This is a genomic window from Hymenobacter segetis (assembly GCF_038448715.1).
Classification (GTDB): domain Bacteria; phylum Bacteroidota; class Bacteroidia; order Cytophagales; family Hymenobacteraceae; genus Hymenobacter; species Hymenobacter segetis.
In genome coordinates, this window is record NZ_JBCEVZ010000006.1 from 48,203 (window position 1) to 74,654 (window position 26,452).

Annotated in this window: 28 protein-coding genes; 15 read left to right on the plus strand and 13 right to left on the minus strand. The window is 61.1% G+C overall.

The window, feature by feature from the left end; all coding sequences use genetic code 11:
* Nucleotides 1-117 precede the first annotated feature (117 nt).
* Nucleotides 118-1,092: an L-histidine N(alpha)-methyltransferase gene (egtD, locus tag AAFH49_RS04175; RefSeq protein WP_342296232.1), complete on the minus strand. Its 975-nt coding sequence runs from the start codon at nucleotides 1,090-1,092 to the stop codon at nucleotides 118-120.
* A gap of 38 nt (nucleotides 1,093-1,130) precedes the next feature.
* Nucleotides 1,131-2,495 (minus strand): ergothioneine biosynthesis protein EgtB, encoded by a 1,365-nt coding sequence (gene egtB, locus AAFH49_RS04180; protein ID WP_342296234.1) that lies wholly within the window; start codon nucleotides 2,493-2,495, stop codon nucleotides 1,131-1,133.
* Nucleotides 2,496-2,771: 276 nt separating this feature from the next.
* Between egtB and AAFH49_RS04185 the strand changes: the two genes are divergently transcribed.
* The 4 genes from AAFH49_RS04185 to AAFH49_RS04200 all read left to right on the plus strand — a co-directional run bounded on the left by AAFH49_RS04185 (nucleotide 2,772) and on the right by AAFH49_RS04200 (nucleotide 5,966).
* Nucleotides 2,772-3,035, plus strand: a complete 264-nt coding sequence (locus AAFH49_RS04185; RefSeq protein WP_342296236.1) for a KGG domain-containing protein — start codon at nucleotides 2,772-2,774, stop codon at nucleotides 3,033-3,035.
* Between the two features lie 50 nt (nucleotides 3,036-3,085).
* The gene (locus AAFH49_RS04190) at nucleotides 3,086-4,156 is read left to right on the plus strand and encodes an o-succinylbenzoate synthase (protein ID WP_342296237.1); all 1,071 of its coding nucleotides are present in this window, start codon (nucleotides 3,086-3,088) and stop codon (nucleotides 4,154-4,156) included.
* A 107-nt stretch (nucleotides 4,157-4,263) separates the two neighbouring features.
* Nucleotides 4,264-5,529, plus strand: a complete 1,266-nt coding sequence (locus AAFH49_RS04195) for an aspartyl protease family protein (protein WP_342296238.1) — start codon at nucleotides 4,264-4,266, stop codon at nucleotides 5,527-5,529.
* A 59-nt stretch (nucleotides 5,530-5,588) separates the two neighbouring features.
* Entirely contained in the window at nucleotides 5,589-5,966 is a 378-nt protein-coding gene (locus AAFH49_RS04200) for a DUF423 domain-containing protein (protein WP_342296240.1), read from the plus strand.
* Between the two features lie 80 nt (nucleotides 5,967-6,046).
* Here AAFH49_RS04200 and AAFH49_RS04205 read toward each other — a convergent pair whose 3' ends face one another.
* The 5 genes from AAFH49_RS04205 to AAFH49_RS04225 form a co-directional block, all read right to left on the minus strand.
* A complete protein-coding gene (locus AAFH49_RS04205; protein WP_342296242.1) occupies nucleotides 6,047-6,586 on the minus strand; it encodes a DUF1573 domain-containing protein in 540 nt (179 codons plus the stop codon).
* 133 nt (nucleotides 6,587-6,719) lie between these two features.
* Nucleotides 6,720-7,382 (minus strand): DUF4136 domain-containing protein, encoded by a 663-nt coding sequence (locus AAFH49_RS04210; protein WP_342296244.1) that lies wholly within the window; start codon nucleotides 7,380-7,382, stop codon nucleotides 6,720-6,722.
* 111 nt (nucleotides 7,383-7,493) lie between these two features.
* Nucleotides 7,494-8,924 (minus strand): ATP-dependent DNA helicase, encoded by a 1,431-nt coding sequence (locus AAFH49_RS04215; RefSeq protein WP_342296245.1) that lies wholly within the window; start codon nucleotides 8,922-8,924, stop codon nucleotides 7,494-7,496.
* Complete coding sequence (locus AAFH49_RS04220; protein ID WP_342296246.1) at nucleotides 8,924-9,307, minus strand: hypothetical protein; 384 nt, start codon at nucleotides 9,305-9,307, stop codon at nucleotides 8,924-8,926. The genes AAFH49_RS04215 and AAFH49_RS04220 overlap by 1 nt, the downstream gene beginning before the upstream one ends.
* Nucleotides 9,308-9,330: 23 nt before the next feature.
* Nucleotides 9,331-9,774: a PaaI family thioesterase gene (locus AAFH49_RS04225; protein ID WP_342296247.1), complete on the minus strand. Its 444-nt coding sequence runs from the start codon at nucleotides 9,772-9,774 to the stop codon at nucleotides 9,331-9,333.
* 70 nt (nucleotides 9,775-9,844) lie between these two features.
* Between AAFH49_RS04225 and AAFH49_RS04230 the strand changes: the two genes are divergently transcribed.
* From AAFH49_RS04230 to coaD, 4 genes are all read left to right on the plus strand, one after another.
* Nucleotides 9,845-10,471, plus strand: coding sequence for a DUF4126 domain-containing protein (locus tag AAFH49_RS04230; RefSeq protein WP_342296249.1), 627 nt, complete (start codon nucleotides 9,845-9,847; stop codon nucleotides 10,469-10,471).
* Between the two features lie 126 nt (nucleotides 10,472-10,597).
* Entirely contained in the window at nucleotides 10,598-11,101 is a 504-nt protein-coding gene (locus AAFH49_RS04235; protein WP_342296251.1) for an NUDIX domain-containing protein, read from the plus strand.
* Nucleotides 11,102-11,229: 128 nt separating this feature from the next.
* Nucleotides 11,230-12,105 (plus strand): DUF3822 family protein, encoded by an 876-nt coding sequence (locus tag AAFH49_RS04240; protein WP_342296252.1) that lies wholly within the window; start codon nucleotides 11,230-11,232, stop codon nucleotides 12,103-12,105.
* A gap of 7 nt (nucleotides 12,106-12,112) precedes the next feature.
* Nucleotides 12,113-12,580 carry a pantetheine-phosphate adenylyltransferase gene (coaD, locus tag AAFH49_RS04245; protein WP_342296254.1) on the plus strand — a complete coding sequence of 156 codons (468 nt, stop codon included), beginning with the start codon at nucleotides 12,113-12,115 and terminating at the stop codon, nucleotides 12,578-12,580.
* Nucleotides 12,581-12,588: 8 nt separating this feature from the next.
* On the opposite strand, the gene AAFH49_RS04250 is transcribed toward coaD, so the two are convergent.
* Nucleotides 12,589-13,047 (minus strand): hypothetical protein, encoded by a 459-nt coding sequence (locus AAFH49_RS04250; RefSeq protein WP_342296255.1) that lies wholly within the window; start codon nucleotides 13,045-13,047, stop codon nucleotides 12,589-12,591.
* Between the two features lie 47 nt (nucleotides 13,048-13,094).
* A complete protein-coding gene (locus tag AAFH49_RS04255; RefSeq protein WP_342296256.1) occupies nucleotides 13,095-13,802 on the minus strand; it encodes an NUDIX hydrolase in 708 nt (235 codons plus the stop codon).
* Nucleotides 13,803-13,941: 139 nt separating this feature from the next.
* Here AAFH49_RS04255 and AAFH49_RS04260 point away from each other — a divergent pair, with 139 nt between their 5' ends.
* Nucleotides 13,942-14,445, plus strand: coding sequence for a metallophosphoesterase family protein (locus AAFH49_RS04260; protein WP_342296257.1), 504 nt, complete (start codon nucleotides 13,942-13,944; stop codon nucleotides 14,443-14,445).
* Nucleotides 14,446-14,789: 344 nt separating this feature from the next.
* Here the strand turns inward: AAFH49_RS04260 and AAFH49_RS04265 are convergent, their stop codons facing one another.
* Complete coding sequence (locus tag AAFH49_RS04265) at nucleotides 14,790-15,095, minus strand: hypothetical protein (protein WP_342296258.1); 306 nt, start codon at nucleotides 15,093-15,095, stop codon at nucleotides 14,790-14,792.
* 262 nt (nucleotides 15,096-15,357) lie between these two features.
* Between AAFH49_RS04265 and AAFH49_RS04270 the strand changes: the two genes are divergently transcribed.
* From AAFH49_RS04270 to AAFH49_RS04285, 4 genes are all read left to right on the plus strand, one after another.
* Entirely contained in the window at nucleotides 15,358-16,401 is a 1,044-nt protein-coding gene (locus AAFH49_RS04270) for a threonine aldolase family protein (RefSeq protein ID WP_342296259.1), read from the plus strand.
* Nucleotides 16,402-16,551: 150 nt separating this feature from the next.
* Nucleotides 16,552-17,832: a cation:proton antiporter gene (locus AAFH49_RS04275; protein ID WP_342296260.1), complete on the plus strand. Its 1,281-nt coding sequence runs from the start codon at nucleotides 16,552-16,554 to the stop codon at nucleotides 17,830-17,832.
* A 49-nt stretch (nucleotides 17,833-17,881) separates the two neighbouring features.
* Nucleotides 17,882-18,574: a metallophosphoesterase family protein gene (locus AAFH49_RS04280; RefSeq protein WP_342296261.1), complete on the plus strand. Its 693-nt coding sequence runs from the start codon at nucleotides 17,882-17,884 to the stop codon at nucleotides 18,572-18,574.
* Nucleotides 18,575-19,207, plus strand: coding sequence for a DNA-3-methyladenine glycosylase family protein (locus tag AAFH49_RS04285; protein ID WP_342296262.1), 633 nt, complete (start codon nucleotides 18,575-18,577; stop codon nucleotides 19,205-19,207).
* A gap of 147 nt (nucleotides 19,208-19,354) precedes the next feature.
* Here the strand turns inward: AAFH49_RS04285 and AAFH49_RS04290 are convergent, their stop codons facing one another.
* Both AAFH49_RS04290 and AAFH49_RS04295 read right to left on the minus strand, forming a co-directional pair.
* Nucleotides 19,355-19,978: a 2'-5' RNA ligase family protein gene (locus AAFH49_RS04290; protein ID WP_342296263.1), complete on the minus strand. Its 624-nt coding sequence runs from the start codon at nucleotides 19,976-19,978 to the stop codon at nucleotides 19,355-19,357.
* 47 nt (nucleotides 19,979-20,025) lie between these two features.
* A complete protein-coding gene (locus tag AAFH49_RS04295) occupies nucleotides 20,026-20,583 on the minus strand; it encodes a DUF1572 family protein (protein WP_342296264.1) in 558 nt (185 codons plus the stop codon).
* Between the two features lie 156 nt (nucleotides 20,584-20,739).
* Between AAFH49_RS04295 and AAFH49_RS04300 the strand changes: the two genes are divergently transcribed.
* Complete coding sequence (locus AAFH49_RS04300) at nucleotides 20,740-23,442, plus strand: AsmA family protein (protein WP_342296265.1); 2,703 nt, start codon at nucleotides 20,740-20,742, stop codon at nucleotides 23,440-23,442.
* A gap of 184 nt (nucleotides 23,443-23,626) precedes the next feature.
* Nucleotides 23,627-25,537: an ABC-F family ATP-binding cassette domain-containing protein gene (locus tag AAFH49_RS04305; RefSeq protein WP_342296266.1), complete on the plus strand. Its 1,911-nt coding sequence runs from the start codon at nucleotides 23,627-23,629 to the stop codon at nucleotides 25,535-25,537.
* 78 nt (nucleotides 25,538-25,615) lie between these two features.
* Here the strand turns inward: AAFH49_RS04305 and AAFH49_RS04310 are convergent, their stop codons facing one another.
* Nucleotides 25,616-26,290, minus strand: coding sequence for a carbonic anhydrase family protein (locus tag AAFH49_RS04310; protein ID WP_342296324.1), 675 nt, complete (start codon nucleotides 26,288-26,290; stop codon nucleotides 25,616-25,618).
* Nucleotides 26,291-26,452: the final 162 nt, after the last annotated feature.

The window sequence follows — 26,452 nt, forward strand, 5'->3', positions numbered from 1 at the left end:
AAGCATCTCTACCGCTTCGTTGCTTCGATTGGATTACTCTCTCAGTAGAGATGCTTCGACTGCGCTCAGCATGACGGCCTGAACAGGTTAATTTCTTTCTGCGAGGTACTGGCAACCCTACCGCGCCGCCAGCACCACATCAGCAAAATCGGTGGCCGCATCGGTGAAATATTCAACCACGCGCAGACCGGCTTCGGCGGCCAGGGCTTCAATCTGGGGCAGGGTGAATTTGTAGGAGTTTTCGGTATGAATGACCTCCCAGGCCGCAAAATCGAAGGTTTCATCCAGCGCCTCCACGCGCACCTGCTGGGCGCGGGTGCTTACTAGGAAGGAGCGCACGGCCCCGTTCAGGGGGTTGTAATCGGTGTAGTGCTGCCAGTGGGCGAGGTCGAAATCAGCCCCCAACTCGCGGTTGAGGCGGGTGAGCAGGTTGAGGTTGAAGGCGGCCGTCACGCCCTGGGCATCATCGTAGGCCGCCCGGATGCGGCGCGGGTCTTTCTGCAAATCGAAGCCGATGAGCAGGCGGTCGGCCGGGGCCAGGGGCGCGGCCAGCTGGCGCAGAAAATCCAGCCGCTCGGCCGGGCCGAAGTTGCCGATGTTCGAGCCCAGAAACAGCACCGCTTTGCTGCCCGGCCGGGTGCGCAGCTGCGTGAGGGCCGTGGCATAGTCCTCCACCACCGGGGCCACATTCAGCGCCGGCAACTCCTGCTTGAGCGCGGCCACCAGCCCCGTCATGGCACCCGCCGAGATATCCACCGGGGCGTAGGTGAACGGGGTGCCGGCGGCTAGTAGCTCGCGCAGCAGCAGCTTGGTTTTGGCCCCGTCGCCAGCGCCCAGCTCCACCAGCGCGAAGTCGCCGCCGCCCGCCGGGCTCAGGGCCGCCGCGATGGCCGCGCCGTGCTCCCGGAAAATAGCAAACTCGGCACGCGTAGGGTAATACTCCGGCAAATCCATGATTTGCTGAAACAGGCGGCTGCCCGCGTCATCGTAGAAATACATCGACGACAAGGCTTTGGGCGTGCGGTGCAGGCCGTCGGCCACGTGCCGCGCCAGCTCGGTTGCGGTGGGGCTCAGAATAGAAGAAATGGGCATAGGATAAGCTGAAGAAACAAAGAAAGGCGGCAGCCCGCTTAGCGCGCCAGGCGAATGCCCGTGAACTGCCAGCGCTTGTCGGCGTGGAAAAAATTGCGGTAGCTGACGCGAATGTGGTTTTCGGGCGTGGCGCAGGAGCCGCCGCGCAGCACCAGTTGGTTCACCATAAACTTGCCGTTGTATTCGCCCAGCGCGCCGGCGGCGCGGGCGTAGCCGGGGTAGGCGTGGTAGGCTGAGTAGGTCCACTCCCAGCAGTCGCCCAGCAGCTGGTGGCACTGCGCGGGGTCGGCATCGGCAGGCAGGGGCTGCGGGTCGAAGAGGTTGCTTTCGAGCCAGGTACCGGCGCTGGTGGTGGCCCCGAAGTGGCGGGCGGCAGTTTCCCATTCGGCCTCGGTGGGCAGGCGTGCGCCCGCCCAGTTGGCATAGGCATCGGCCTCGTAAAAGCTGATGTGGGTGACCGGCGCGTCGGGCCGCACCGCCTGCAGGCCGTGGTGCGTGAAGCGGTGCCAGCCATCGGCGTGCCGCATCCAGTAGAGGGGCGCTTCCCAGCCCTGCGCCTGCGCCAAATCCCAACCTTCGCCCATCCAGTAGCGGAAATCGCGGTAGCCGCCGGCCTCGATGAACGCCTGAAATTCGGCATTGGTCACCAGGCGGTTTTGCAGCTCGAAGGGGGCCAGCAGCACGTCGTGCGCCGCCAGCTCGTTATCAAAGCAAAAGCCGCTTTCCTGAAAGCCAATCCGGTGCACGCCGCCGGGCACGGGCAGCCAGGATGCTGCTTTTGAGTTAGAAGTTAGCAGTGAAGAGTTAAGAGTTGGGGCAAGAGCATCAGCCGAATCAACCCTTAACTCTTCACTGCTAACTCTTACCTCAGCTAACTCCTCACCGATGTAAGCCGGGGCCAGCGGGCTGGTGCTGAGGATGTATTTGATGTCGGTGGCCAACAGCTCCTGGTGCTGCTGCTCGTGCTGGAGGCCCAGCTCCAGCAGCTCGAAGAAGACCGGGGGCAGGTCGCGCCGCTCGGTGAGGAGCTGGGTCAGCGCGGCGTCGACGTGGGCGCGGTAGGCCAGCACATCGGCCAGGGCCGGGCGCGAGAGCGTGCCCCGGTCGGCCCGGTTCACCCGCGAGCCCAGCGAGTTGTAGTAGGAATTGAACAGGTACGCGTAGTCCGGGTGAAACAGTTGGTAGCCGGGCGCGTACTCCGTCAGCAGGAAGGTTTCCCAGAACCAGGTGGTGTGGGCCAGGTGCCACTTGGGTGGGCTCACGTCGAGCATGGGCTGCACCACGGTGTCTTCGGGCAGCAGGGGCGCGCACAGGGCCTGGCTTTGGGCGCGCACAGCGCGGTAGCGGGCCAGCCAGACCGGGGCTACACGGGGGGCGGCGGGTGAAACGGGAGCGGGAGTCATAGCAAAAGAGCCGTGAAAAATAATCGGGCCTGCATCACTAACCGGATTAGCAGTTCGTAGGTTGTGGGACGAGGGCAAAATCCCGGAGCTGGCGGGGACGGTTTTGGCCCGATTAAACACGTAGAAACAGGTAGAAATACGTAGAAGCCCCTAGGTAAAAAGCGGTATTTACGCGTTGTTTTAGCAATAAAAGCAACAATTAAGAGTAAGAATGGTAGGTAATGTTGGTTATCCACACTACCATTGCAACATACCAAACCTTCTTTACTTAATCATATGAAAACCGCCGCCCTAACTGCCGAGCTAACCGCTGCTCCCGCACTGAAAAGCAATACCCGCCCTGCTAACCGCGTGGGCACCAAGAGCCGTCGCGGCTTCGCCGCCATGAGCCCTGAAACCCAGCGCCGCATTGCCAGCGAGGGTGGCAAAGCATCGCACGCCAGTGGCCGCGGCCACCGCTTCTCGGCCGATGAGGCCCGGGATGCCGGCCGAAAGGGTGGCCTCGTAAGCCGGCGCGGCAAAAGCGTCCAGGTAAAGTAAAGTACCGCCGCCACGGCCCACCGATGAGGCATGGCACGCATCTTTGCGCCATGCTTCATCTCCGCTTTTCACACCGCGCGCTGCGCTTCAATTTTTCGGCCCGCACGTCGCGCGGAGCCCTGGCCGAACATGTGGCCTGGTACCTCCACCTGGTCGATGATGCCTTGCCTATAGTGGAGGGCATCGGGGAGGCTGCCCCACTAGCGGGCCTCAGTCCCGATTATGGCCCCGATTTTCCCCGGGCCATTGCTAATTTGTGCCAACGCTTCAACGCCGGGGCATTGACTGCTTTTTCGGCAGCCGATGCCCCGGCGTTTGTGGGTCCGGGGTTGCCGGCACTCACGTTTGCCCTCGAAACCGCTGCGCTCGACCTGGGCCGGGGTGGGCGGCATCAGCTTTACGATAATGCTTTCAGCCGGGGCGAGGCGGCGCTGCCCATCAATGGCCTGGTGTGGATGGGCGACGCGGCCTTTATGCGGGAGCAAATTCAGCAAAAGCTGGCGGCTGGTTACTCCTGCCTGAAACTCAAAATCGGGGGGCTGGATTTTGCCACCGAGCTGGCCCTGTTGGCCGAAATCAGGGCCGTAGCGCCGCCCGAGCAGCTAACGCTGCGCGTGGATGCTAATGGCGCGTTTGCGCCGGCTGAAGCCCTGGGCAAGCTGGCGCAGCTGGCGGCGTTTGCTATCCATTCCATCGAGCAGCCCATTGCGGCAGGCCAGCCGGTGGCTCTGGCCGAGCTGTGCCGCACCTCCCCCATCCCCATTGCCCTCGATGAGGAGCTGATTGGCGTGACCGACCCGGCCCGGCAAGCCGCCCTCCTCGATGCGGTGCGGCCGGCCTACATCGTGCTCAAGCCCACGCTGCTGGGCGGCCACGCCGCCACCCGCCAGTGGATTGCGCTGGCCGAGGCGCGCGGCATCGGCTGGTGGATTACTTCGGCCCTGGAATCTAATGTTGGGTTGAATGCCGTGGCCCAGCTCACGGGCGAGTACGACGTGCACGGCTTTGCCCAGGGCCTAGGCACGGGCCAGCTCTATCACAACAACTTAACGGCCCCACTGCTCATCAGCGACGGGGCACTGCGCTACGCGCCCGAGGGCACCTGGGAGGCTCCCGGGTAGGCGCGAACGAATGGGCAATGCCGCAGATTCGATGACAGTTGGCACCCTATGTAAATAATGGCGCGTCTTTTCGCTTTATTTACCGGCCTGCTTGAGTTGTCCCGATTATGCGTAGCCCGCACGTAGTGTTTCTGCTGGTTGCCTGGGCCCTTTGCCGGGGGCTGCATTCGCCCGTTTGTGCCCAGCCCGCGCTGCCGCCTGGCCCGTTTGTGTTTGCCAAAGGCAAGCACCATCAGGCCACGCTGGATTTCCAGGTGCAGCGCAACCTATTGGTGGTGAAGATGCGCCTGAACGGGGCGGGCCCCTTCAATTTCCTGCTCGATTCCGGCGTAGGCATGTCCATCATTACCTCGCCACAGCTGGCCGACTCACTGCGCCTGCATCGGAAGGACTATTTTCGGGTAGTGGGCATGGGCGGCACCGATACCGGCCTGCTGGCCTACCAAACCGACAGCGTGCGCGTGGAGCTGCCCGGTGTGGTGGCTCCCCGCATGAGCTGGCTGGTGATGTCGGAGGACGTGCTCAACCTCTCGGGCTACGTGGGCGTGCCCATCAGCGGCATTCTGGGCTCCGAGCTGTTCCGCAGTTTCGTGGTCGCCATTCATTCGGAAACGACCACGCTGGTGCTCACCGACCCGGCCACTTACCGCGCCCCCCGCGGCAAGCGCTGGTCGAGCCTGCCGCTCTCGCTGGAAAACAACAAGGCGTATTTCACCGTGCCCGTGCAGCTCAACGATACGCTCACGATGCCGCTCAAGCTGGTGCTCGATACCGGGGCCAGCCACGCCCTGTCGCTGGAGCTGGACTCGGACCCGCGCATGACGGGCCCCGCCCGCCGCCTGCCCACCGACCTGGGCCGCGGTCTTTCGGGCACGGTGCAGGGCTTTTTGGGGCGGGTGCCCACCCTGCACCTGGGCCGCTACACCCTGCACTCGGTCCTCACCTCCTTCCCCGATGCCAGCGATGTCCACCGGCGCATCGACGTGCCGCGTAATGGCAACATCGGCTACGAGTTGCTGAAACGGTTTGCCCTCGTCATCGATTACCCCCACCGCCGGCTGCTGCTCCGCCCCAACGCCAAATTCCGGGAGCCGTTTGAGCACGATATGTCCGGCATTGACCTGCTGGCTACCGGCGAGGACTACCGCCGGTTTCTGATACTCCAGGTCATGCCCGACTCGCCGGCCGCCACCGCCGGCATCGAAGCCAATGAGGAGTTACTCAGTGTCAATTTCTTACCTGCCAACACTTTTTCATTGACGCAGCTCGACCGGATGCTGCACTCCGAAGACGGCCGCGTGCTCCTGCTCGTGCTGCGCCGGCCCGATGGCAACCTCCACACCACCACCCTGCGCCTCAAGCGTCAAATCTGATGCCTCGGGGTGCGGGCCGGGGGCTACCTTCGCGCTTCCATTCTCCTTTATTCTTCATTATGACAGCTCGACTTTTGATTCAGCTGGCCGCGATTTTTGGCGGTCTGGGCGTGGCCATCGGGGCCTTCGGGGCCCATGCGCTACACGATATGCTGGTAAAGGCCGGCCGCGCCGACACCTTCGAAACCGCCGTGCGCTACCAGTTTTACCACGCCCTGGCGGCCCTGGCCGTGGGCGTGCTCTGGGCCACCCGCCCCGAGCTGCGCAGCCTGGGCACCACGGGCGCGCTCTGGCTGGGCGGCATCGTGGTGTTCAGCGGCTCGCTCTATGCCCTGTGCTTCACGGGCGTAACCAAGCTGGGCGCGGTGGCCCCCTTGGGCGGGCTGCTTTTTCTGGCCGGCTGGGTGAGCCTTATTTTGGCCGTGCGCGAACTGTAAGCAATTTATTCAGGACGCAAAAAAGGCCGTCTGCTTGCGCAGGCGGCCTTTTTTATGGTGTTTTCAGTTCCGGCGAAAGCTTATTTCACTTTGGCTTTCAGCTTGGTGTCGCCTACTTTTTCTTTCACCTTCTTGCCGTTGTCCTTAACAGCGGGAGCAGCCATGGTCGAAATCGTTTCGGTGGCGGCGGGAGCAGCGCTGGCAGCGGCCGTGGTGGCCTCTTTCACTTCGCCAACCAGCGAAACGGTGGTGCTGCCGGCGGTGGCGTTCGATTCAATGGTCAGCACTTTGTTTTGCATGCCCATTTTGCCGGCCGAGTTGAAGTGGGCAGCAATGGTACCGGTTTTGCCGGGAGCAATCGGGGCTTTGGTCCACTCCGGGGTGGTGCAGCCGCAGCTCACGCCAATGTTGGAGATGACGAGGGGAGCCGTGCCCGTGTTCTTGAACTTGAACGTGTGGTCGACGGTACCGCCCTGCACCACGGAGCCGAAGTCGTACTTCACTTCTTCAAACGTGATGGCGGGGCCGGCCGTAGTGGCGGCTTTGGCAGCCGGAGCCTGGGCCTGGGCGGAGTAGGCGGCAGCGGTCAGGCTCAGGGCGAGAAGCAGGGTTTTTTTCATAAAATTCAAAAAGAAGAAACGGTGATGAGCTGAGGGATGAACAAATTTAGTGCTTTCGGGCGCACTCACAAATTTCTGACCAAACTAGCCAGCCCCGCCTGAAGACTTGGTGAAGTACCTTTTAACCAATTGGCTACCCTTTAAATTCTTTGGAGTACGGAAATTGCCGCGAAGCCTTGCGCATGATGGTGGTAATAATGGAGTTAGTATCGGAACCGAACCCGCGCGAAAGGCTTTTGTCGTACTTCCAGAGCAGCTCGCCGCTCTTGCCGTCGTTGATGCTGATGGCCAGCTTGCCCGTATTGGTAGGGCCCGAAAAGCCGCCCACCATCATCATGGCCACCGCGGCCCCGCCCGACATGGGCTGGCTGCTTTCGAAAGTGCCCGAAATCACGCCGTCGACGCCCAGCATCTGGGCGAGCTCCTCCATGGTCATGGCGGCCAGCTTATCGGTCGTTACGCCGTTTTTGGCCAGCAGCGCGTTGGTCCGGGCAATGTCCTGCACGTCAACGTCCATGTCTTTGTCGGATTTCTGCTTGAGAAAGTACGATTGCAGGGCGCTTTGCACGCCCCGGCCCTCCCGCTCTTCCAGCGCCCGCACGCCTTCGGCACCGCCGTTTTTCTTCACTTCGGCGGGCCGCAGCTGCAGCGTGGTGTGGAAGGGCAGCACCGCCAGGGTTTTGTGCTCTTTGGCCAGCTCCCGGAATTTGGGGTTGGTGTAGATTTCGCGGGTTTGGGCCGGAGCCAGCAGGGTTGCAAGCAGCACAAACAGCACTGCCAGGGAGAAGTGTTTCATGGGAAATGAATGAAAGGGGGTTTGTAGAAAAAAGTGGAAAAAATAAACACCGCAAGGTAGATATTTTCATCAGCAAATCCCCCTCCCGAACGAAATTATCCCTAGCCGTCGCTACTCCTCCTCCACCGGGTCGCTTATCAGCTTTTGCTGAAAATTGAGCAGAAACAGCCGCTCCGACGCCCGCGTGATGGCCGTGTAGAGCCAGCGCGCAAACTCGCCCGCCAACGGCTCGTCGGGCTTCAGAAAGCCGTGGTCGACGAACACGGCCTGCCACTGCCCGCCCTGCGCCTTGTGGCACGTTAGGGCGTAGGCGAACTTGATTTGCAGGGCATTGAGGTAGGGGTCTTTGCGCATTTCCTTGTAACGCTCGGCCTTGGTTTTGAGGTGGGCATAATCCTCGCTCACGGCCATATACAGAGCATTGTTGCGGTCCGAAGGCAGCGCCGGACTCTCGGTGTGCAGCGTATCGAGCAGCAGCTTGACTTCGATTTCGGGCTCGTCGGGATAATCCACGAGCCGCACCAGCGCTTGGGCAAAATGGAAGCCATACACCTCCTCGCGCCGAATCACCTTCCTGATTTCCAGGAAGTCGCCATTGGCCAGAAAGCCTATTTCTGACTCCTTCGGCAGCCAGTAGTAGTTGTTGCGCACCACCATCAAGTAGTCGCCGCCCTCAATCTCCTCCTCCGCATCAAACAATGCCCGCCGGATGAGCTGGTTATACTGATTAGCGTTGCGATTGGAGCGGCAGATAATGGTGGTGTTTTCGTGGCCGTACTGGCGGTAGGCCCAGCGCAGGCCGTCCTCCAGCTTGTCGCCACCCATCTTGAAAATATCGCGGAAGCCCTTGGTGTGCAGCTGGATGTTGGGTGCTTCCTCGCGCAGCTCCTCGCGCAATTCCGTAGCATTCACCAGAATACCCGACTGTTGGGCCTGGCGCATCACCTGGCGCAACTCCACGCTGCCCACTTCGGCCCGAAAGCGATGGGCCAGCAGCTCCGGGTCGAGGGCCGGGCTCAGGAGCTGGCCCACCGGCGGCAGCTGCGCCGTATCGCCGATAACGAGGAGCTTGTTGCTGGTTTTCTCAAACACGAAACCCATCAAATCGTCCAGCAAGCCGTTCTCGCCGAAGGCTTTCTCGTCCGAAATCATTGAGGCCTCGTCCACGATGTAGAGCGTCTGCTCGGCGCGGTTGGGCTGGCGCTGGAAGTTGAGCCGCTCGGAGGGCGAACCGCTGGTTTGGCGGTAAATCTTTTTGTGGATGGTGCTGGCGGCCACGCCCGCGTAGCCGGCCATCACCTTGGCGGCGCGGCCGGTGGGGGCCATCAGGGTGTATTTGCGCTGCATTTTGTGCAGCCATTGCACCAGGGCGCTCACCACGGTGGTTTTGCCGGTGCCCGCGTAGCCGCGCAGCACAAACACCTTACGCCCGGGCAGCTGGTCGCGCAAAAACGCATCAAGCTGCGTGAAGAGCAGGGCCTGGTCGTCGGTGGGTTCGTAGGGGAAGTAGTCGCGGACGGAGGGCGTGCGGAGGGAGAGCATTATTTTATTCGGTACAAATCACCACTTTCAAAGCCAGTATAAACAGGAATAGTGCCTCCTAAAAAAGAGGTTTGCACTGGCATTTTCCTTAATACTCTACCTAGCACATAAATAACCTCCAGAAGTATCCAGTACCATTCCCGTTCTTCATCCCCTGAAATGATAAGTTCTTTCGCAGCAAGAAATTCTGGAGGATTAGCGGCCCATTCGTCATCTTCTTCATCATAGAATTTCGAACCAGCCAAGTAGAGAACGTAGCCCTCTTCTACTTCACCAAGCCCAAAACGATAAGCAGAAATTCCACCAAGTGGTTTTTCACTCGTCAAAATCTCATGTAGCCAAGTTTCTACCTCAGCCTGAAAGGCAGCGGTGTCTTCCATCATTGTTTTTAGTACAAAGCCCAAATCTAAACCGGTTCAATCACCGCCATCGTGGCGCTGGCTTTGGCAATCATCAGGTCATCGCACCACACCTCGGCCTCGCAGAAGTGCAGGCGGCGGCCGGGTTTCAGCACCCAGCCGATGGCGCGGAGCTGGCGGCCCACGCCGGGGTGCAGGTAGGAGATTTTCAAATCGGAGGTGACCACGCCGAAAGTATCCGGCACCAGCGTCACGGCCGCGAAGCCGGCCACCAAATCGGCCAAGGTAGCAATGAGGCCACCGTGCGCGAAGCCGCGCTGCTGGAGGTGCTGATTTTCCAAGATAAGCTCGGCCTCGACGCGGCCGGGGGTGATAACCGTCAAATCGGCCCCAATGAGATGCATGAAGCCCTGCCCCAGCAGCTTGCGGCGGATGCGGGTTTCGAGGTCGGTGGTGGTAGCGGAAACGGGAGCGTGGTTTTCTGAAGACATTCATCAAAGATACTGGGGTAGGCCCCGCGCCCGTATCTTTCGGCGGCACAATTCAGCTTTCGCAATGGTCATGGAACAGGTCCCGGCAATGCAGTTTCTGGTGGCGGGCGCGCTGGGCCTGGGGCTGGCGGCGTGCAGCGGGTTTCGGGTATTTGTGCCGCTGCTGGCGGCCAGTATTGCCTACCACACCGGCTACCTCGCCCCGGCGGCGGGCTTTGCCTGGCTGGGCACCTGGGCGGCGCTGCTCACGCTGGCCACGGCCACGGTGGTGGAAGTAGCGGGCTACTACATCCCGCTGGTCGACCACCTGCTGGATACGCTGACCACGCCAGCTTCCTTCGTGGCCGGCACCATTCTGATGACCTCGGCTCTCCCCCACCTCGACCCCACACTGCGCTGGACGCTGGGCATATTGGTGGGCGGCGGCACGGCCGGCTTGGTGCAAACCGGCACCGCGCTGCTGCGGGGCACATCCACGGCCACCACCGGCGGCCTGGCCAACCCCGTGCTGGCCACCGCCGAAAACACGCTGGCCGTGGGCGGCGTGGCCATTACGCTGCTGCTGCCGCTGGTGGCGGCGGGACTGGTGGTGCTGCTCTTGGTGTTCATCCTGACCCGGCTGCGGCGCTGGCGAATGCGCCGCCGCGCAGCGACGCTGAGCCGGCTGGAGCAGAACCAACGCCAGACGCGCACATAAGCTACTTGTTAGCAAATATTTGCCTTGGGGCAGCTATCGATGGCGAAACAATGTCGTTTTGAAGGCGTTTGCCGTACAAGGCTGCCGCCTGATAACCCGACGGTCTTTCACCCTTCTCACCGAGCTATGCCCGATTCGCCGAATATTTCCCCCGACACCTTGCTTCAGGCATATTCAGGTAAAGTAAGGGTGCGGGTTGGCGGGCTGCTGGTGCGCGATGGCGGCATGCTGCTGGCGGCCCACCGCGGCCTGCTGCCGAAGGACGCGCCGTTCTGGTCGCCACCGGGTGGAGGCTGGCAGTTTGGCGAAAGCCTGAAGGAAGCCCTGGTACGGGAATTTCGGGAAGAAACCGGGCTGACGGTGCGGGTGGGGCGCTTTCTGCACCTGCACGAATTCAGCACCAATAAGCTGCAGGCCCTGGAGCTGTTTTTTGAAGTGGTAGCCGATGCGGATGCCCAACCCAAGCTCGGCCACGACCCCGAGCACGCCGCCGACCACCAGCTTCTCACGGAGCTACAGTGGTTTACGCCCCGACAGCTGATGCAATTTCCCCCGGCGCAGGTGCACCCATTGCTGCGCATGGTGCTCAGCCCCGACGACCTGTTCGTGCCCCAAGTTCGGTTCGTCTGATTACTCCCTTGGCAACTAAGGCGGAATTGAGGCGGTAATCAGCGGGTCCGGCTCTTGCCGGTTTTCGCGGCTTCTCCAAGTGCGGCCTTATCTTTAGCCCCGGCCATTGGCCTGCTTAGCTTCGATTCGTGCCTGCTCCTACTTCTTCAGCTTCTTCCGTGTCGCCGTCGGCGTTGCCGCCCCTGTTGCGCCTGCGCGATGAGACCTTTGACCCCGCCAATCTGGGGGCCTACAACTTGTACCTGCTGGCCAGCCCGGCCCGCCTGCAGGTGGCCGTAGCCGACGTGGAACGGCGCAAATTCGTAGTGCTCGAAGATTACCAGCTGCCCCTCGGCGGCGTGCCAGCTCTGGCCACTCAACATGATTTCCTGGGCCTGCGGGGCTGGAACGCGGTGCGGCTGGCCGTCACGGGCCGGGCTTTCACGCTGCTGCCAGCCCCGCTCTTCCGGGCCGGCGACGAGGCCGCGACCCTGCGCCTGCACCACACCCCCACCCCTACCGAAGTGGTGCGCCACACCACCCACCCCGGTCTGGAGCTGGTGAACGTATTTGCCGCCGATGCTACCCTGGCCGAATGGCTGACGGCCACGTACGGGGCCACCGGCCGCCTGCTGCACCACACCAGCGCGCTACTTGCAGGCTTAGTGCATCAGCGCGGCGCGGCATCTCCGCGCCGGCTATACCTAAACCCCGGCCCGCAGGAGCTGACGCTCGTAGTGCTGGGCCAGCACCTCGAATACTGCAACGTATTCCCCTGCACCACCGCCGAAGACGTGGTGTACTACACCATCCTCGTGATGCAGGAGCTGGCCCTCGACCCCGACCAGGACGATGTGACCGTGTGGGGCGAACTCACGCCTGATTCGGCTGTGTTCAGCCTGCTGCGCACGTATGTGCGTAACGTGCATTTCGGCACCCGGCCCGGCAACGTACAGTATAGCTACCGGCTCAACGACGTGTTTGAATACCGCTATTTCGACCTGTTCAGCCTGCATTTTGCCTGATAGCGCCATGCCCCGCACCGCCCTTTTCCCCGGTTCCTTCGACCCGTTCACCAATGGCCATCTCGACATTGTGCAGCGCGGGCTGGCACTGTTCGACCACGTCATCATTGCCATCGGCACCAACAGCAGCAAGCAGCGCTACCTGCCCGTGGAGCAGATGCAAGGCCTGATTGCCGGGTTATTTGAGGATGAGCCCCGAGTTTCGGTGCAAACTTTTAAAGGTCTCACGGCGGAATTTGCCCGCGAAAAAGGCGCCGGCTTCCTGTTGCGCGGCCTACGTAACAGTCCTGATTTTGAATACGAAAAGCCCATTGCCTACGGCAATCAGCATATAAATACCGGTCTGGAAACAGTGTTTCTACTCACCTCTCCCACCCTCGGGGCCATCAGCAGCACCATTATCCGCGACATCCATCGTTTTGGGGGCAATGTCGATGCGTTTCTGCCTTATGCGCTGCCGCCTCTGGCGCAATAGCGGGGTGGCTACTGGCTGAGTGCCAGTGCCAGCACCCGCAAACCCATGAGCTGCGTGGGGCGCTGGCGCTGAAAGAACGGCAGCACCAAATAATCCGGCGAATTGAGTTGCAGGCCGCTTCGGGTCATCAGCTCGTTTTCGTTGCTGCCCATCAGCAGCAGCTCATTCACCCGGCGCGTGCGGGCATCGTAGGCCACCACCATCGTCAGGCCGCGGCTTTGGAATAGCACAGTCGAATCCGGTCGCTCGTCGGAATGGATGGAGGGCACCCGCGTGGGGTCCACGAAGGAATCCGGCACCGGCAGGCGCGGCCCCAGTTGCTGGCTTATCGCATCGATGGACAGGGGCAGCAGGGCCGACACGTTCAGCTGCGGCAGTTTCAGGGCCGGCGCGGCTGCTGAGGGCGCGGCGCGGTCATGGTTGGGCTCGTGGGCACCCGAACAGGCCCCCACCCCAACCAGAAGCACACCAAGTATAAGTAGCTGAAACCGTTGCATCACCCGGCAATGTACGGTTATTTCCCGCTCGCCGGTTCTTTGGTGGCCTTGGGTTTGCCGGCCATTTCGCTCAGGTAGTGGCGCACCACCAGCGCAATGGAGGCGTAGGAATCTTCCAACTTGGCCAGCGCCTCCTGCGGCGACATCCAGCGCACTTCCTCGATATACTCCTCGGTCTGGGGCTTCATCAGGCTGTCATCGAGGCACTTCATGAGGTACCAGCTGGTTTTTTTCAGCATTTTATTGCCTTTGTAGGCGTAGCTGTGCCAAGTGCTGGGCAATTCCTCGCCGAGCTCCAGCTTGATGTTTGTTTCCTCCTCCACTTCGCGCAGGGCGCCCGCAGCCTGGTCCTCGTCGCTCTTGAGCTTGCCCTTGGGCAGGTCCCACTTGCCGAGACGATAAATCATGAGCACCTGGTCGCCTTTCACCACAAGTCCGCCGCCGGCTTTGGCGATTTTGAACTGGTCTTTGAAATGCAGGGTGATGAATTTTTTCTTTTTGACCAGCATGGTCAGCGATTTCAGCTTTTTCAGCTTCTTCACCTCCATCAGGCGCAGCAGACGGTCGATGAACAGCGGGCCCGCGTCGCGCACCAGCACGTCGCCCACCAAGTCCTTCGACGTAAAATCATCGTCGGGGCTGAGAATGAGGTCAAACTTGTGCTTGTACACTTTTTCGCTGAGTTTCTTGATAACCAGCGGAATGTCGTTGATGAAAATGTTCATCGGAAGAAGCGAATTGAGGGAAGACGTCGGGCAAAAGCAGGCCGCCGACGTCAGGAAAAAAAATTAAGAGGCTGGTCGGTGGCAGCGGCTGCAAGATACGGGAATGGGCTGATTTGCCGGCCGCCCCCATCTTTGCGGCATGACACGTATTGGCCTGCTTTCCGACACCCACGGCTACTTCGACGAGCGAATTGCGCATCATTTGCGCGATTGCGACGAAATATGGCACGCCGGCGATTTCGGCGATGCCCGTGTGGTGGACGAATTGCAGGCCTTAGTGCCGCGCTTTCGGGGCGTGTACGGCAATATCGACGGCACGGACGTGCGCCGCACCCAACCCCTGGTTCAAGACTTTGAAATTGAGGGACTGCGGGTCTTAATTACCCACATTGGCGGCTACCCGGGGCACTACGCGCCGCCAGCACGGCCCCTGCTCGACCAAGTGCGGCCGGGGCTGTTCATCACCGGGCACTCGCACATTTTGCGGGTAATGCCCGACCCGCGCCGCCACCTGCTGCACCTGAACCCCGGCGCGGCCGGGCGGCATGGCTTTCACCAGGTTCGCACGCTGTTGCGCTTTGGTATTGAGGCCGGCAAAGTGGTGGATTTGCAGGCCGTGGAACTGGGTAAGCGCGCGGGCTAGTGGCCCGTTTGTCATTGCGAGTGGAGCGCAGCGGAACGCGGCAATCCGTCCTGTAAAAACCAGACACTTTCTTTTACCAGAAAGCCCCGACACTGCGTAGAATTGGGGCTTTTCGTTTCAAAAATGGCTTTATCACATCTCGGGGTTAGTCGCTCGTGAGAGGACGGACTGCCGCGTTCCGCTGCGCTCCACTCGCAATGACAGACGATACCCGCGCCGCCCATGAGAAAACCAACAAGCCCCGCGACCTGCAAAACAGGAAACGGGGCTTGTCGAATTTTTGGGCTTGCCAGCAAAACCGGCCGAATTGCTTCGGCCTAGCACAATGACAAACAGAAAATTACTTACAGAGCAATTTCAGGCTTGGGGTGCTCACCTTCCTGACCATCGGCGTTCACCGGCTTGGTCACGGCATCAGCTGCGTCGAAAGCGGCGGCGTTGTCAGCCACTTCAGCGGTTTTAGCGGCCTTCTTGGCGGGGGCTTTGGCAGCGGGAGCGGCGGCAGCGTCGGTGGTGAAGCGCGACTTCAGCTCTTCCAGGTCCACGTTTTTCAGGACGGGCGTGCGGAGCAACTCCTTGATGATGTGCTGCTTGTTGTTGGCGCGGGCAATGTTCTTGCGGTGCTTGCGCTTGAGGCGGGTAACGGTCATGGTGCCGGAATGATTAGAGTCTAGGGCTTACGAAACGGAGGGCAAAAGTAGGGCTTTCATTTTGAAAGTGCAAGCCCAGAAGGCATTTTGCTGAATTACTGCATATTCGGACGGGGGCCGGCCGCTGGGTTTCGGGCGCTACTTTTGCCCCGGCCCTCTGGCCCGGCCTAGGGGCTTCGTAGCGCTGGTTTGCGGCGCTGGAGCTTGCCGGGCGGCTTTTGCCACATCATTTTCCTCCGGCTCCTTCCTTATATCTCAAGTTATGCCAACTGAAAACCCTGCACTTCCCCTGGTCGATTTGCGCTCCGATACCGTGACCCGCCCCACCCCCGCCATGCTGGCCGCCATGTGGGCCGCGCCCGTGGGCGACGACGTGTATGAGGAAGACCCCACCGTGCGCCGGCTCGAAGAAGCCGCCGCTGCCCGTTTCGGCTTGGAGGCCGGCCTGTTTTGCCCCTCAGGCACGATGACCAACCAGATTGCCATAAAAGCGCACACCGAGCCGCTGAGCGAGGTGATTTGCGAGCAGACGGCCCACGTTTATTTGTGGGAAGTGGGCGGCATTGCCTTCCACTCGGGCGCGTCGGTGGCGCTGCTGGCCGGTGAGCGGGGTCGCCTCACGGCCGCGCAGGTGGAGGCTGCCATCCGGCCTGAAAACGTGCACTACCCCACCACGCGCCTTGTGTGCTTGGAGAACACGCACAACCGGGGCGGCGGCAGCTGCTATGCTTTGGAGGATTTGAACGCCATCAGCGAAGTGGCGAAAAAGCATGGCTTGGCGCGGCACTTGGACGGGGCGCGCATTTTCAATGCGCTGGTGGCCACCGGGCAGCGCAGCGAGGATTATGGGCAGTTGTTCGACTCGATTTCGGTGTGTTTGAGCAAAGGACTTGGCGCACCGGTAGGCTCGGTGCTGCTGGGCTCGGCCGATTTTATTAAGAAGTGCAAGCGCATCCGCAAGGTGATGGGCGGCGGGTGGCGGCAGGCCGGCTACCTGGCCGCCGCCGGCCTTTTTGCGCTCGAAAACCACGTTGACCGCTTGGCCGACGACCACCGCCGCGCCGCCCAGCTGGCCGCGACCCTGCGCCTGCAGCCCTACGTGGCCGAGGTGCTGAACCCGGAAACCAACCTCGTCATTTTCCGCCTGCACGACACCCAGCCTGCCGCCGAATTCCTGGCTGCGCTGGAGGCGCAGGGCATTCGGGCCAGCAGCTTCGGGCCGCAGTGGATTCGGTTCGTGACGCATCTGGATGTGGACGATGCGATGGTGGCGCGCATTGAGGCGGCGCTGGCGGGAATATCGTAAGACAGATACCGTCACCCGTATACCGTCATGCTGAGCGCAGCCGAAGCATCTCTACTGCTTCGTTGCATTCGGTATTGAATTACTGCTGCGGTAGAGTTGCTTCGGCTGCGTTCAGCATGACGGCATTTTTCTCATTCCTCCCCAACTACCTTGGACCTCTACACCGCCCTTGCGCTTCTGCTCGTCATCGCCGCAGCTTTTGCCTACGTCAATCTGCGTTTTCTCAAAATGCCCACTGCCATCGGGCTGATGGTGCTGGGGCTGGTGGCGTCGCTGGGGCTGGTGGGGCTGGCGCAGTTTGAGGTGAAGCCTGTGCTGGAGTTTGCGAAGCTGGTGAACCGGCTCGATTTCAGCACCATCGTGATGCAGGTGATGCTGGGGTTTCTGCTGTTTGCGGGCGCTATTCACGTCGATACCCGGCGGCTGGGGCGGCTGCGCTGGCCGGTAAGCGTGCTGGCGCTGGTGGGCACGCCGCTGAGCACGGGCCTGGTGGCCGGGGCCATGTACCTGCTGCTGCCGTGGTTTGGGCTGCCCACGCCGTTTATTTATTGCCTGCTGTTTGGGGCGCTGATTTCGCCGACTGACCCCGTGGCGGTGCTCAGCATCCTGACCAAAGCCAACATCCCGAAATCATTGGAAACGAAGATTGTGGGCGAGTCGCTGTTCAACGACGGGGTGGGCGTGGTGCTGTTTGTGGTGACGCTGGAAGTGGCCCTGCTGGGGCCGGGCGACGTGACACTGCCCCACGCCCTCGGCATTTTCCTGCGCGAAACGGTGGGCGGGCTGGCCCTGGGCACGGCCCTGGGGCTGGGCACGGGCTGGCTGCTGCGCACAATCGACAACTACCAGGTGGAAGTGCTCATCACGCTGGCGCTGGTGGCGGGCGGCACGGCCCTGGCCACGTATCTGCACACTTCGGGGCCGCTGGCGATGGTGATGGCCGGGCTGCTGGTGGGCCATTTCAGCCGCAGTGGGGGAATGCTTTCGGATGCGTCGCAGGACTACGTGGACAAGTTCTGGGAGCTGATTGATGAGGTACTGAACGCGCTGCTGTTTGTGCTGATGGGGCTGGAAGTGCTGGTGCTGCACATTCCCGGGCGCACGGTGCTGGCAGGGGTGGCAGCCATAGTGGTGGTGCTGGTGGCACGGCTGGCGGCGGTGGCCCTGCCGCTGGGGCTACTGCGCATCCGGTCCACGTTCCGGGCTTCCGACCACAGCCTGACCGTGCTGACTTGGGGGGGATTGCGTGGAGGCCTCTCGGTAGCGCTGGCCCTGAGCCTGCCCGCCACCATGCCGCGCGAGCTGCTGGTGGGCATCACCTACGTGGTGGTGGTGTTTTCGATTATCGGCCAGGGCCTGACCATCGGGCCGCTGGTGCGCTGGCTGGGCGTGGCGCAGCCGAAGACCGATGAGGTAGAAAAACACGCTTAAAACGCATTTAGAAGGACCTTTCCACTCCCTTTTCACTGTTTTCAAGGCCATGAATCTATTCATCATCGGCGATGTACACGGCTGCTTTCACACCTTCAGCAAGATGCTGAAACGCTGGGACCCTGCCACCGACCACCTCATTCAGGTCGGCGATTTGGTGGACCGGGGAGCCTGCATTCCCGAAACCGTGGAGCTGGCCCGCCAGCTGAACGAGCAGTACCCCGAGTCTACCACCTTCCTGATGGGCAACCACGAGGACGCGCTGCTGCACCATTTCAGCCCCCAGGGCCCCTACCCAGGCTGGCTGAACTGGGGCGGCCGCAGCACCACCGAGCAATATAAACTGCAGCCCAAGCTGCTGGCCCAGCACCTGCCCTGGCTGGAACAACGACCCCTGCTGTGGCAAAACGACCACGTGCTGGTGAGCCACGCCGGCCTGGCCGACATTCCGCTGGCCGTGGCCATGGACCGCGACAGCTCCGACGGCATTCTGTGGCGGCGCGGGCCGCTGCAGCGGCTTCCGCAGCTGCAAGTGGTGGGCCATACCCCCATGGAGGACGGTGAACCCATTCACGACCCCGATTCCCACACCATGTACATCGACACGGGCGCGGTGTTCGGGCGCAACCTCACGGGCCTGCGCCTCTCCCCCGTCGGCGACGTGCTCGACATTATTACGCTGCCCGTTAATCCCGACGATTTGTTGGACAAGGCCCGCTTCACCCATATTTCGCCCCGCTAAATGCTCAACCAAGCCGCCATCGAACACCTTTCGGCCGCCGACCCGATTCTGGGCACGGTCATCGCCAATGGCCGCGACATTCCCCCGCGCCCCCACGAAGACCTGTACTTGGCCCTGCTGCGCGCCATCGTGGGCCAGCAGATTTCGACCAAAGCGGCCGCCGCAATCTGGAAGCGCTTTCAGTCATTGTTTCCGCCCGAGGGCTACCCGGAGCCGCGCGAAGTGCTGGCCCTGAGCGAGGACGAGCTGCGAGCCGCCGGCCTCTCGCGCCAGAAAGCCGGCTACCTCAAAGCCATTGCCGAGTACAACGAACGCGGCCTGCTCGACTACGAGCACCTTACCAGCCTCTCGGAAGAAGCCTTCACCCAGCACCTCACCGCCATCAAAGGCGTGGGCCGCTGGACCGCCCAGATGCTCCAGATGTTCGCCCTCGACCAGCCCGACGTGTTTGCCGAAGGCGACCTGGGCGTGCAGAACGCCATGCGCAAGCACTACGGCCTGGAAGAAACCGGCCGCGCCCTGCAAAAACGCATGATTCTCATTGCCGAGCCTTGGCGGCCCTACCGCTCCCTGGCCTGCAAATACCTGTGGCAGAGCCTCGACAACGGCACCCAGATTCCGCCCACGGCGTAAGGAAATTCGATAATTAAAAAGAACGGTCATGCCGAGCGCAGCGAAGCATCTTGCCCGCCACCACGAATCCCATCAATTGGATTGCGTTGGGCGGTAAAGATGCTTCGCTGCGCTCGGCATGACCGTTCTTAATTATCCTTCATTAACCTACCGCTCCTTTACCACCGCTTGCTCGACGCCCAGCTGGAAGGTTTCTTCCTGCAGGAATAATTCGCCCTGCTGACGCAGGATGGCGATGTTGTTTATCTCGATTTTCAGGTTGTAGGTTTCTTCATTGAGGAAGCTCAGGACCGGACCGAGCAGGTCGGCGGTGGTGTCGTGCAGGGCCAGGGAGATGTGCGGCAGCCAGCAATCGGGGCCGCTGAACTTGTCGGTGCGCAGGCACAGCGGCGCGGTGGCCTCGATGATGCGGTGGTGCAGGGCATTGAGGGCATCGGAGCGCAGCACGGGGATGTAGATGACCGGCCGCTCGCCCGGAAACACGCCCAGGCCGGTGGTGAAGGCCGAAAAGGGCTCGGTGGTGGCGGCCACGTCGGCCAGCACCTCCTTCAAGGCCGAGAGCTTGTGCACGCCGGCCAGCTGGTAGGTGAGGTGCGGGTCGGGGGTGGCCTGCACGTCGTCGAGGCCGAATTTTTTCTCCAGCTTCTTGATGATGCGGTTGATGAGCGCGGCGTGCGGTGCCGTGAGCAGGGTGGTGATGGCAAGCATATGGGGCGGGGGCCAATCAAGGTTTTCGGCGGGGCAGCCGGCCAGAAAATCGGGCTGAGTCATCGGTATGCTGCTTACGGGAGTACGGCCAAGTAGATACACGGGCGGGCTTATTTGCGGTCCTGCATGGCTTGATTGAACTGCTGGCTCTGGCCGCGCGGGATGCTTAGCGACTGAAAATCATCGCCCCGAATGATTTTGGCCAGCTGCACCACCTGCCCCACATGGTAGGCGTAGTGGGCCACCTGGCGCTGCACGGCCTCCAGCACCGTGTGCGCCTCGCCCCGAATGGTGACGGTGCGCAGCAAATCGGCGGGTTGCAACGTCTCTAATAAATCGAACAGGACTTGCCACGCGGCCTCCCACTCCTGCCGCAGCGCCGGGATGCCGGCCGCGTCGCGAGGCTCCTCGAATTCCTGGTCGCGCTGGCGGGTGGGCTTTTCGCCGTCGGTGGTCAGGAAATCGGTGAAGCGCGAGCGCAGGTTGCCCGCCATGTGCTGCACGATGACGGCGGCGCTGTTGCTGCCCGGCGCGGGTTGATTGAGCCACTCGGCATTATTGAGCTGGGCCAGGGCACGGTCGGCCAGGGTTTTATACTGGTGAAACGTCTGGCGGAAGGACGCCAGCAGGGCCGCGCCCGGGGCGTCGGCGGCGGAGGGGGTAGGCATGGGCTAAAAGTAGTGAATCCGGCCGAAGCTACGGCAACCCGACCGGCATTTTTAACCAGCCCGCTGGTCGGGAAACTGCGCCTTTTCATCGACTTAGCACGCTAAAGCACAACCCTGACCGGGGCCGTTTGCGTTACCAACTTTCCGCCCCATACCGTGTCCGAAATAGTAGTACCTGCCGCCCTCCCGCCGCCCGCCGCTCCCCGTGCGCCGGAGGTTCCTTCGCCCCGGCCCCGTCGCTGGCTGTGGTGGCTGCTGGGCGTGGCGGTGCTTCTACTAGTGCTTACCCTGATAGCTCAGCGCATGCTCGACCCGTGGCTGCGCCGCAAGCTGGAACAACAGGTGACCACCCAAACCCACGGCCAGTACCGCCTGCAAGTGGGCGCGCTGCACACCAGCCTGTGGCAGCGCGCCATCCGGCTCAGCGGCCTGCGCCTGCGCCCCGCCCCCACCGTGGCCGACACGCTACCCCGCATCCGGCTCGATGTGGCCCAGCTTGATATTACCGGCATCGGCCTGCTGGCTCTGCTGCGCAAGGGTGTGGTACCTATCGATAGCGTGGTGCTGGATTCGGCCCGGATTGAGGTGCTGGCCTTAGCCCAAAAGCCCACCAAAAACGCTGGCAAACCACTACACGAACAGTTACCTCTCAAGCTCAAAGGCTTGGACATTGGCTACTTCGTCCTGCAACACACTCAAGCCAGCTACCAGCCCGGCGGTGCGCAAACCCAGCCCACGGCCCAGTTCCGCCGAGCCGATTTGAGCGCCCAAAACCTGCTCATCAGCCCGGCCGGCGCGACCGATTCGCAGCGCCTGGGCTACGCCAGTGGCTGGAATTTGCGGCTGCAACACGCACAGGGGTTGGCCGCTGGCCACCAGTTGGCCATAGCCGGGCTGACTATTTCAACCGCCGACCAGCTAATTCAACTTGATTCCGGACGCGTGCAACCGCTGGGCAATGCGAGCGCCGGGCAAACCCATCTCGATTTGACGCTGCCGCGCCTGCGCCTCACGGGACTGCGGGCGGCGGCCTTGCAGCGTCAGCACCGCTTTCAGGCCGATTCGCTACTGATTCAGCAGCCGCAGCTCACGGCCAATTTGCCAACTACGGGTTCGGCGGGGAATTCAAAATCGGTCACGGATTATCTCAAAAGCTTGGATTTGGCGCATTTGGCAGTGCGGGGCGGCTACGTGCGGGTGCAGGGCGCGGCGGCCAACCCCCTCATTCACGACCTGGCAGTGGCGGGCACGGCCATTCACTTCGATTCGCTGAATGCGCCCAATGCCCAGCGCATTTTCTTCGCCAAAGCCTGGGAAGTGGCCCTGGGCCGCAGCCAAACCACCGTGGCGGCGCATGCGCTGGCGCTGGGCAGTCTGCATCTATCAACCTCGAAAGGCACATTCGCGCTGCGTTCGGTACGGATTCGGCCGCCCGCGGCCGGGCAGGGCAAGCCCGGCGGTGTGCGTGTCGACCTCACGCTGCCCAGCCTGGCCCTGGCCGGGCTCGATGCCAAGGCGCTGCAACAAAAACACTTCAAGGCCCAAAGCCTGGTGCTGGACCGGCCTAACCTGCGCTTCACGCCGCCCGTGCAGCCGCCCCCGCCTTTCTGGAAGCTGCTCTCGAAGCAGTTGCACCGCTCCGAGCTGGCCGTGGTGCGCGTGAACCACGCCAACGTGCACTTTGGCCGCTGGAAGCACGCGCCCCACGTGCGCGACCTGAACGCAACGGGTAAGTCTATCCGCATCGACTCGGCGGCTAATGTTGACCCGCGCCGCATTGCCTATGCCCGCGCCTGGCTGCTGAACACCGGCCGGCTCTCCGCGCCTTTCGACCCGCCCTTTTACCGGGCCAGCAGCCAGCACGTACACCTTGACACCGACGCCCATCAGTTGGATTTCAGCGATATGCTGCTGCGCCCCCGGTTCTCTCCCATCGGCATGAACCTGCACAAGGGCTACCAGGCCCCGGCCGTCACCATCAAGGTGAAGCGGCTGGCGCTGGCCGGGCTCGATTTCGTGGGGCTGGTGAACCACGGCGACTTTCGGATGAAGCGGGCCACCGTGCAAAGCCCCGTCGCCACCATCGCCTCCGATGGCCGCGGCCCCATCAACCCGAACAAGTCCAAGATTTCTCCCGAGGAAATGCTCAACCTCAAGGTAATCGTCGACGTGCCCCGCCTCGACCTCGTGAACGGCAACCTATATACCACCTATCGCAGCCCGCTCACGCCCCTCACTGGCACCATGCGCATCACCCGCTTCAACGGCACGTTCCTCAATCTGAGCAACGACCGCCGGCACCAAACCGCCGCCACGCCCCTCACCGGCAAGGCCACCACCTACCTCCAGAACCAGTGCCGGCTTGATGCGCAGGTATCTATTTATTTGCTCGACCCCAAGGGCCGCCACCGCATCTGGGGCACGTTCGGACCCGGCCCGTTTAACATGCTCAATTCCATGACCGTGCCCACCAAGCTGGTCGAATTCAAGAGCGGCCAGGCTCAGCGCATTCGCTTCGATATGCGGGTGGACCGCCAGGGTTCCACCGGTACCATGTGGGCCGAATACACCGGCTTACAGATGGAGCTGCTGGGCTACAAGCACGAGGAAGTCAAGAAAACCCTCATCAAGCGCGTCATTTCGAAAGCCGTCAACGTCATCGTGATTCGCGACCAGAACCCGCGCAAGCGCGGCGAGCTAGTGACCGGCGAAATGAAAAGCACCCGCGAGCCGCGCTTTTCGGTGTTCGCGCTCTGGCGGCAGGGCGTGATTAGCGGGTTGTTCAATAACGCGGGCGTGCCCCAGAAAATCGCCCAGAAGTTGAGCGAAGCCCAAGACCAGGCCCCGCTGCCGAAGTAGGGATGTAGGTACGGGGTCGTACCCAGTAGGGCCTGCCCCCGTCCCTACATCCAATGACCCCGAAACCACTATGGGTATCGCACTTTCCGCCCCCCTGCGACGGTTACATCATCCGGCAGCACGGTTTTTTAGCCGGCAGGCCATCCATCGGCCGTACCTTTGCGCTTGAATACCCCGCGACCCCATGATTTCAATCTCCGACCTCGACTTCCACTTCGGTTCCCGTGCGCTGTACGACAACGCCAGCCTGCACATCAAGCCCAAGGATAAAATCGGCCTCATTGGCCTAAACGGCACCGGCAAATCGACTCTGTTGCGCCTGCTGGTGGGCGAGTACAAGGCCGACGGCGGCTCGATTTCGATGAGCAAGGAAGTGAGCCTGGGCTTCCTCAACCAGGATTTGCTGAGCTACGACACGCACGAGAGCATCCTGCACGTAGCCATGCAGGCCTTCGAGGAAGCGCTGGAATTGCAGAAGAAAATCGACGACATTCTGGTGTTGTTCGAAACCGATTATTCGGATGATTTGATTGACAAGCTGGCCACCATGCAGGAGCGGTTTGAAGCGCTGGGCGGCTACACCATGCAGGCCCGCGCCGAGGAAATCCTCGAAGGCCTGGGCTTCACAACCGAAGAGCTGACCAAGCCGCTGAAAAGCTTCTCGGGCGGCTGGCGCATGCGCGTGATGCTGGCCAAAATCCTGCTTCAGCAGCCCTCCCTCCTGCTGCTTGACGAACCTACCAACCACCTGGACTTGCCCTCCATCAAGTGGATTGAGAACTACCTGGCCGACTACGAAGGCGCGGTTATCATCGTGAGTCACGACCGGGCTTTCCTCGACCGGACTACCAATACCACGGTGGAGGTTATCGGCGGCAAGCTGGTACCCTACGCCGGCAACTACAGCTACTACCTCGAAGAGAAAGTAGAGCGCAACCTTATCCAGAAAGGCGCTTTTGAGAATCAGCAGGCCCAGATTCGACAGGCCGAGCGGTTCATTGAGCGCTTCAAGGCCAAGGCCAGCAAGGCCAAGCAGGCCCAAAGCCGTGTGAAAGCGCTGGACAAGCTGGAGCGCATCGACGACGTGGCCCAAGATGCGGCCAAAATTAACATGAAGTTTACCTTCAAGGTGGAGCCCGGCCGCCACATCCTCCGCATGGAGCACGTGACCAAGAAGTACGACCAGAAGCTGATTTTCCGCGACACGAACGTGCACATCGAGCGGGGCGACAAGATTGCGCTAATCGGGGCCAACGGCAAGGGCAAATCGACCCTCATGCGCCTCGTGGCCGGCACCGAAGCCCCCACCAACGGCAAGCACCAGCTGGGCCACAACGTAATTATGTCGTTCTACGCCCAGCACCAGTTGGAGTCGCTGACGCTGGAAAACGAGATTTTGCAGGAGATGAGCGAGGCCGGCTCTAAGCGCAACGACATGGAATTGCGCTCGGTGCTGGGCTCGTTCCTGTTCACGGGCGAGGAAGTTTTCAAGAAAATCAAGGTGCTAAGCGGGGGCGAGAAAAGCCGCGTGGCCCTGGCCAAAACCTTGATTTCGGAAGCCAACTTCCTGCTGCTTGACGAACCGACCAACCACCTGGACATGGTGTCGGTAAACATCCTGATTCAGGCGCTGGAGCAGTACCAGGGCACGTTCATCGTGATTAGCCACGACCGTTTCTTCGTGGAAAACGTGGCCACCAAAATCTGGTACATCGAGGATTTCCAACTGAAGGAATACCCCGGCACCTACAACGAGTACGAAACCTGGATGGAGGACCGCGAAAAGGCCGCCAAGAAAGCCGGCCTGCCCAGCCCCTCAGCCCCCAAGCCCCAGCCTAAGGAAGAGAAAAAAGCCGACGCCTCCCCGGCCAAAACTTCCTCGCCCGACCAGAAAAAAGCGCTGAAAGAACTGGCCGAAGTAGAAGCTAAAATCGACACGCTGGAAAAAGAATTGGCCGGCTACGAAAAGCAGCTCGCCGACCCGAAAATTTACGAGAATTCATCGCAATTGAAAGATGCGACGATGAAATTTGAGCAGGTGAAAAAGGAATTGGCGCAATTGAATGACCGTTGGGAAATGCTGGCGGAAGTATAATTTTAAGGGGCAATTAAACGAAAAGCCTCTCCTGAAGCACCATGCTTCGGAGAGGCTTTTTTATTTCAGGCAATTGCTTTAACCAGGCAAACTCTGGCTGATGTGAATATCGGGTTGCGTCCCTGCTTCGTCCTGCAGGAAGGCCACTCGGCCCGTGGCAATGTCGTGCATACCGCCAACGATTCCGACCTCTCCCTTCTCAATCATTTCTTTTAGTATCGGGCTGCGCTCCATAATTCCCCGCACTGTTCTTTTCACGTTTATCAAAGCTACTTTTTCTACAAAAGCTGCATTGTTGGATGTTCTGTTTTCCAACTCGGTTTTCTCATCAAATACTGCCGGCTGAATTTTATTGAGCAAGGCCGTTAGGTTGCCCATTTCCACGTGGTCGCAGGCACCTTTTACCGCGCCGCATTTCGTGTGGCCCAGCACCACAATTATTTTTGAGCCAGCCACCTTGCAGGCGAACTCCATGCTGCCCAAAATATCTTCGTTGATGATGTTTCCGGCTATTCGCACGCTGAAAATATCTCCCAGTCCCTGGTCAAAAATCAGTTCGGCCGAAGTCCGGCTATCGATGCAGCTTAAGATAACGGCAAACGGAAATTGCCCATCGGCCGTGTATCCGGCCTGCTCCAGCAAGTCGCGGTTGGCCTTGAGGTTATTGACGAATCGGCTATTGCCTTCTCTTAAAATCTGAAGCGCAGTCGTTGGCGTTAAGCTGGCTTGGGTTTCTTGCGTGTGCACCCTCATTTTGGTAGTTATTTTTTTGGATGGAAGAACGATAAAGCAGCTCGTCAGAACGACCGACTGAGCTGCTCCAGGCATTGCGGCCGCTTCGTTGGCAATGTAAAATAAAGCAGCGAAGCCGTTACAAAAGTTGCCCAAATCAGGTTTACCGGTCGAGATAATGGT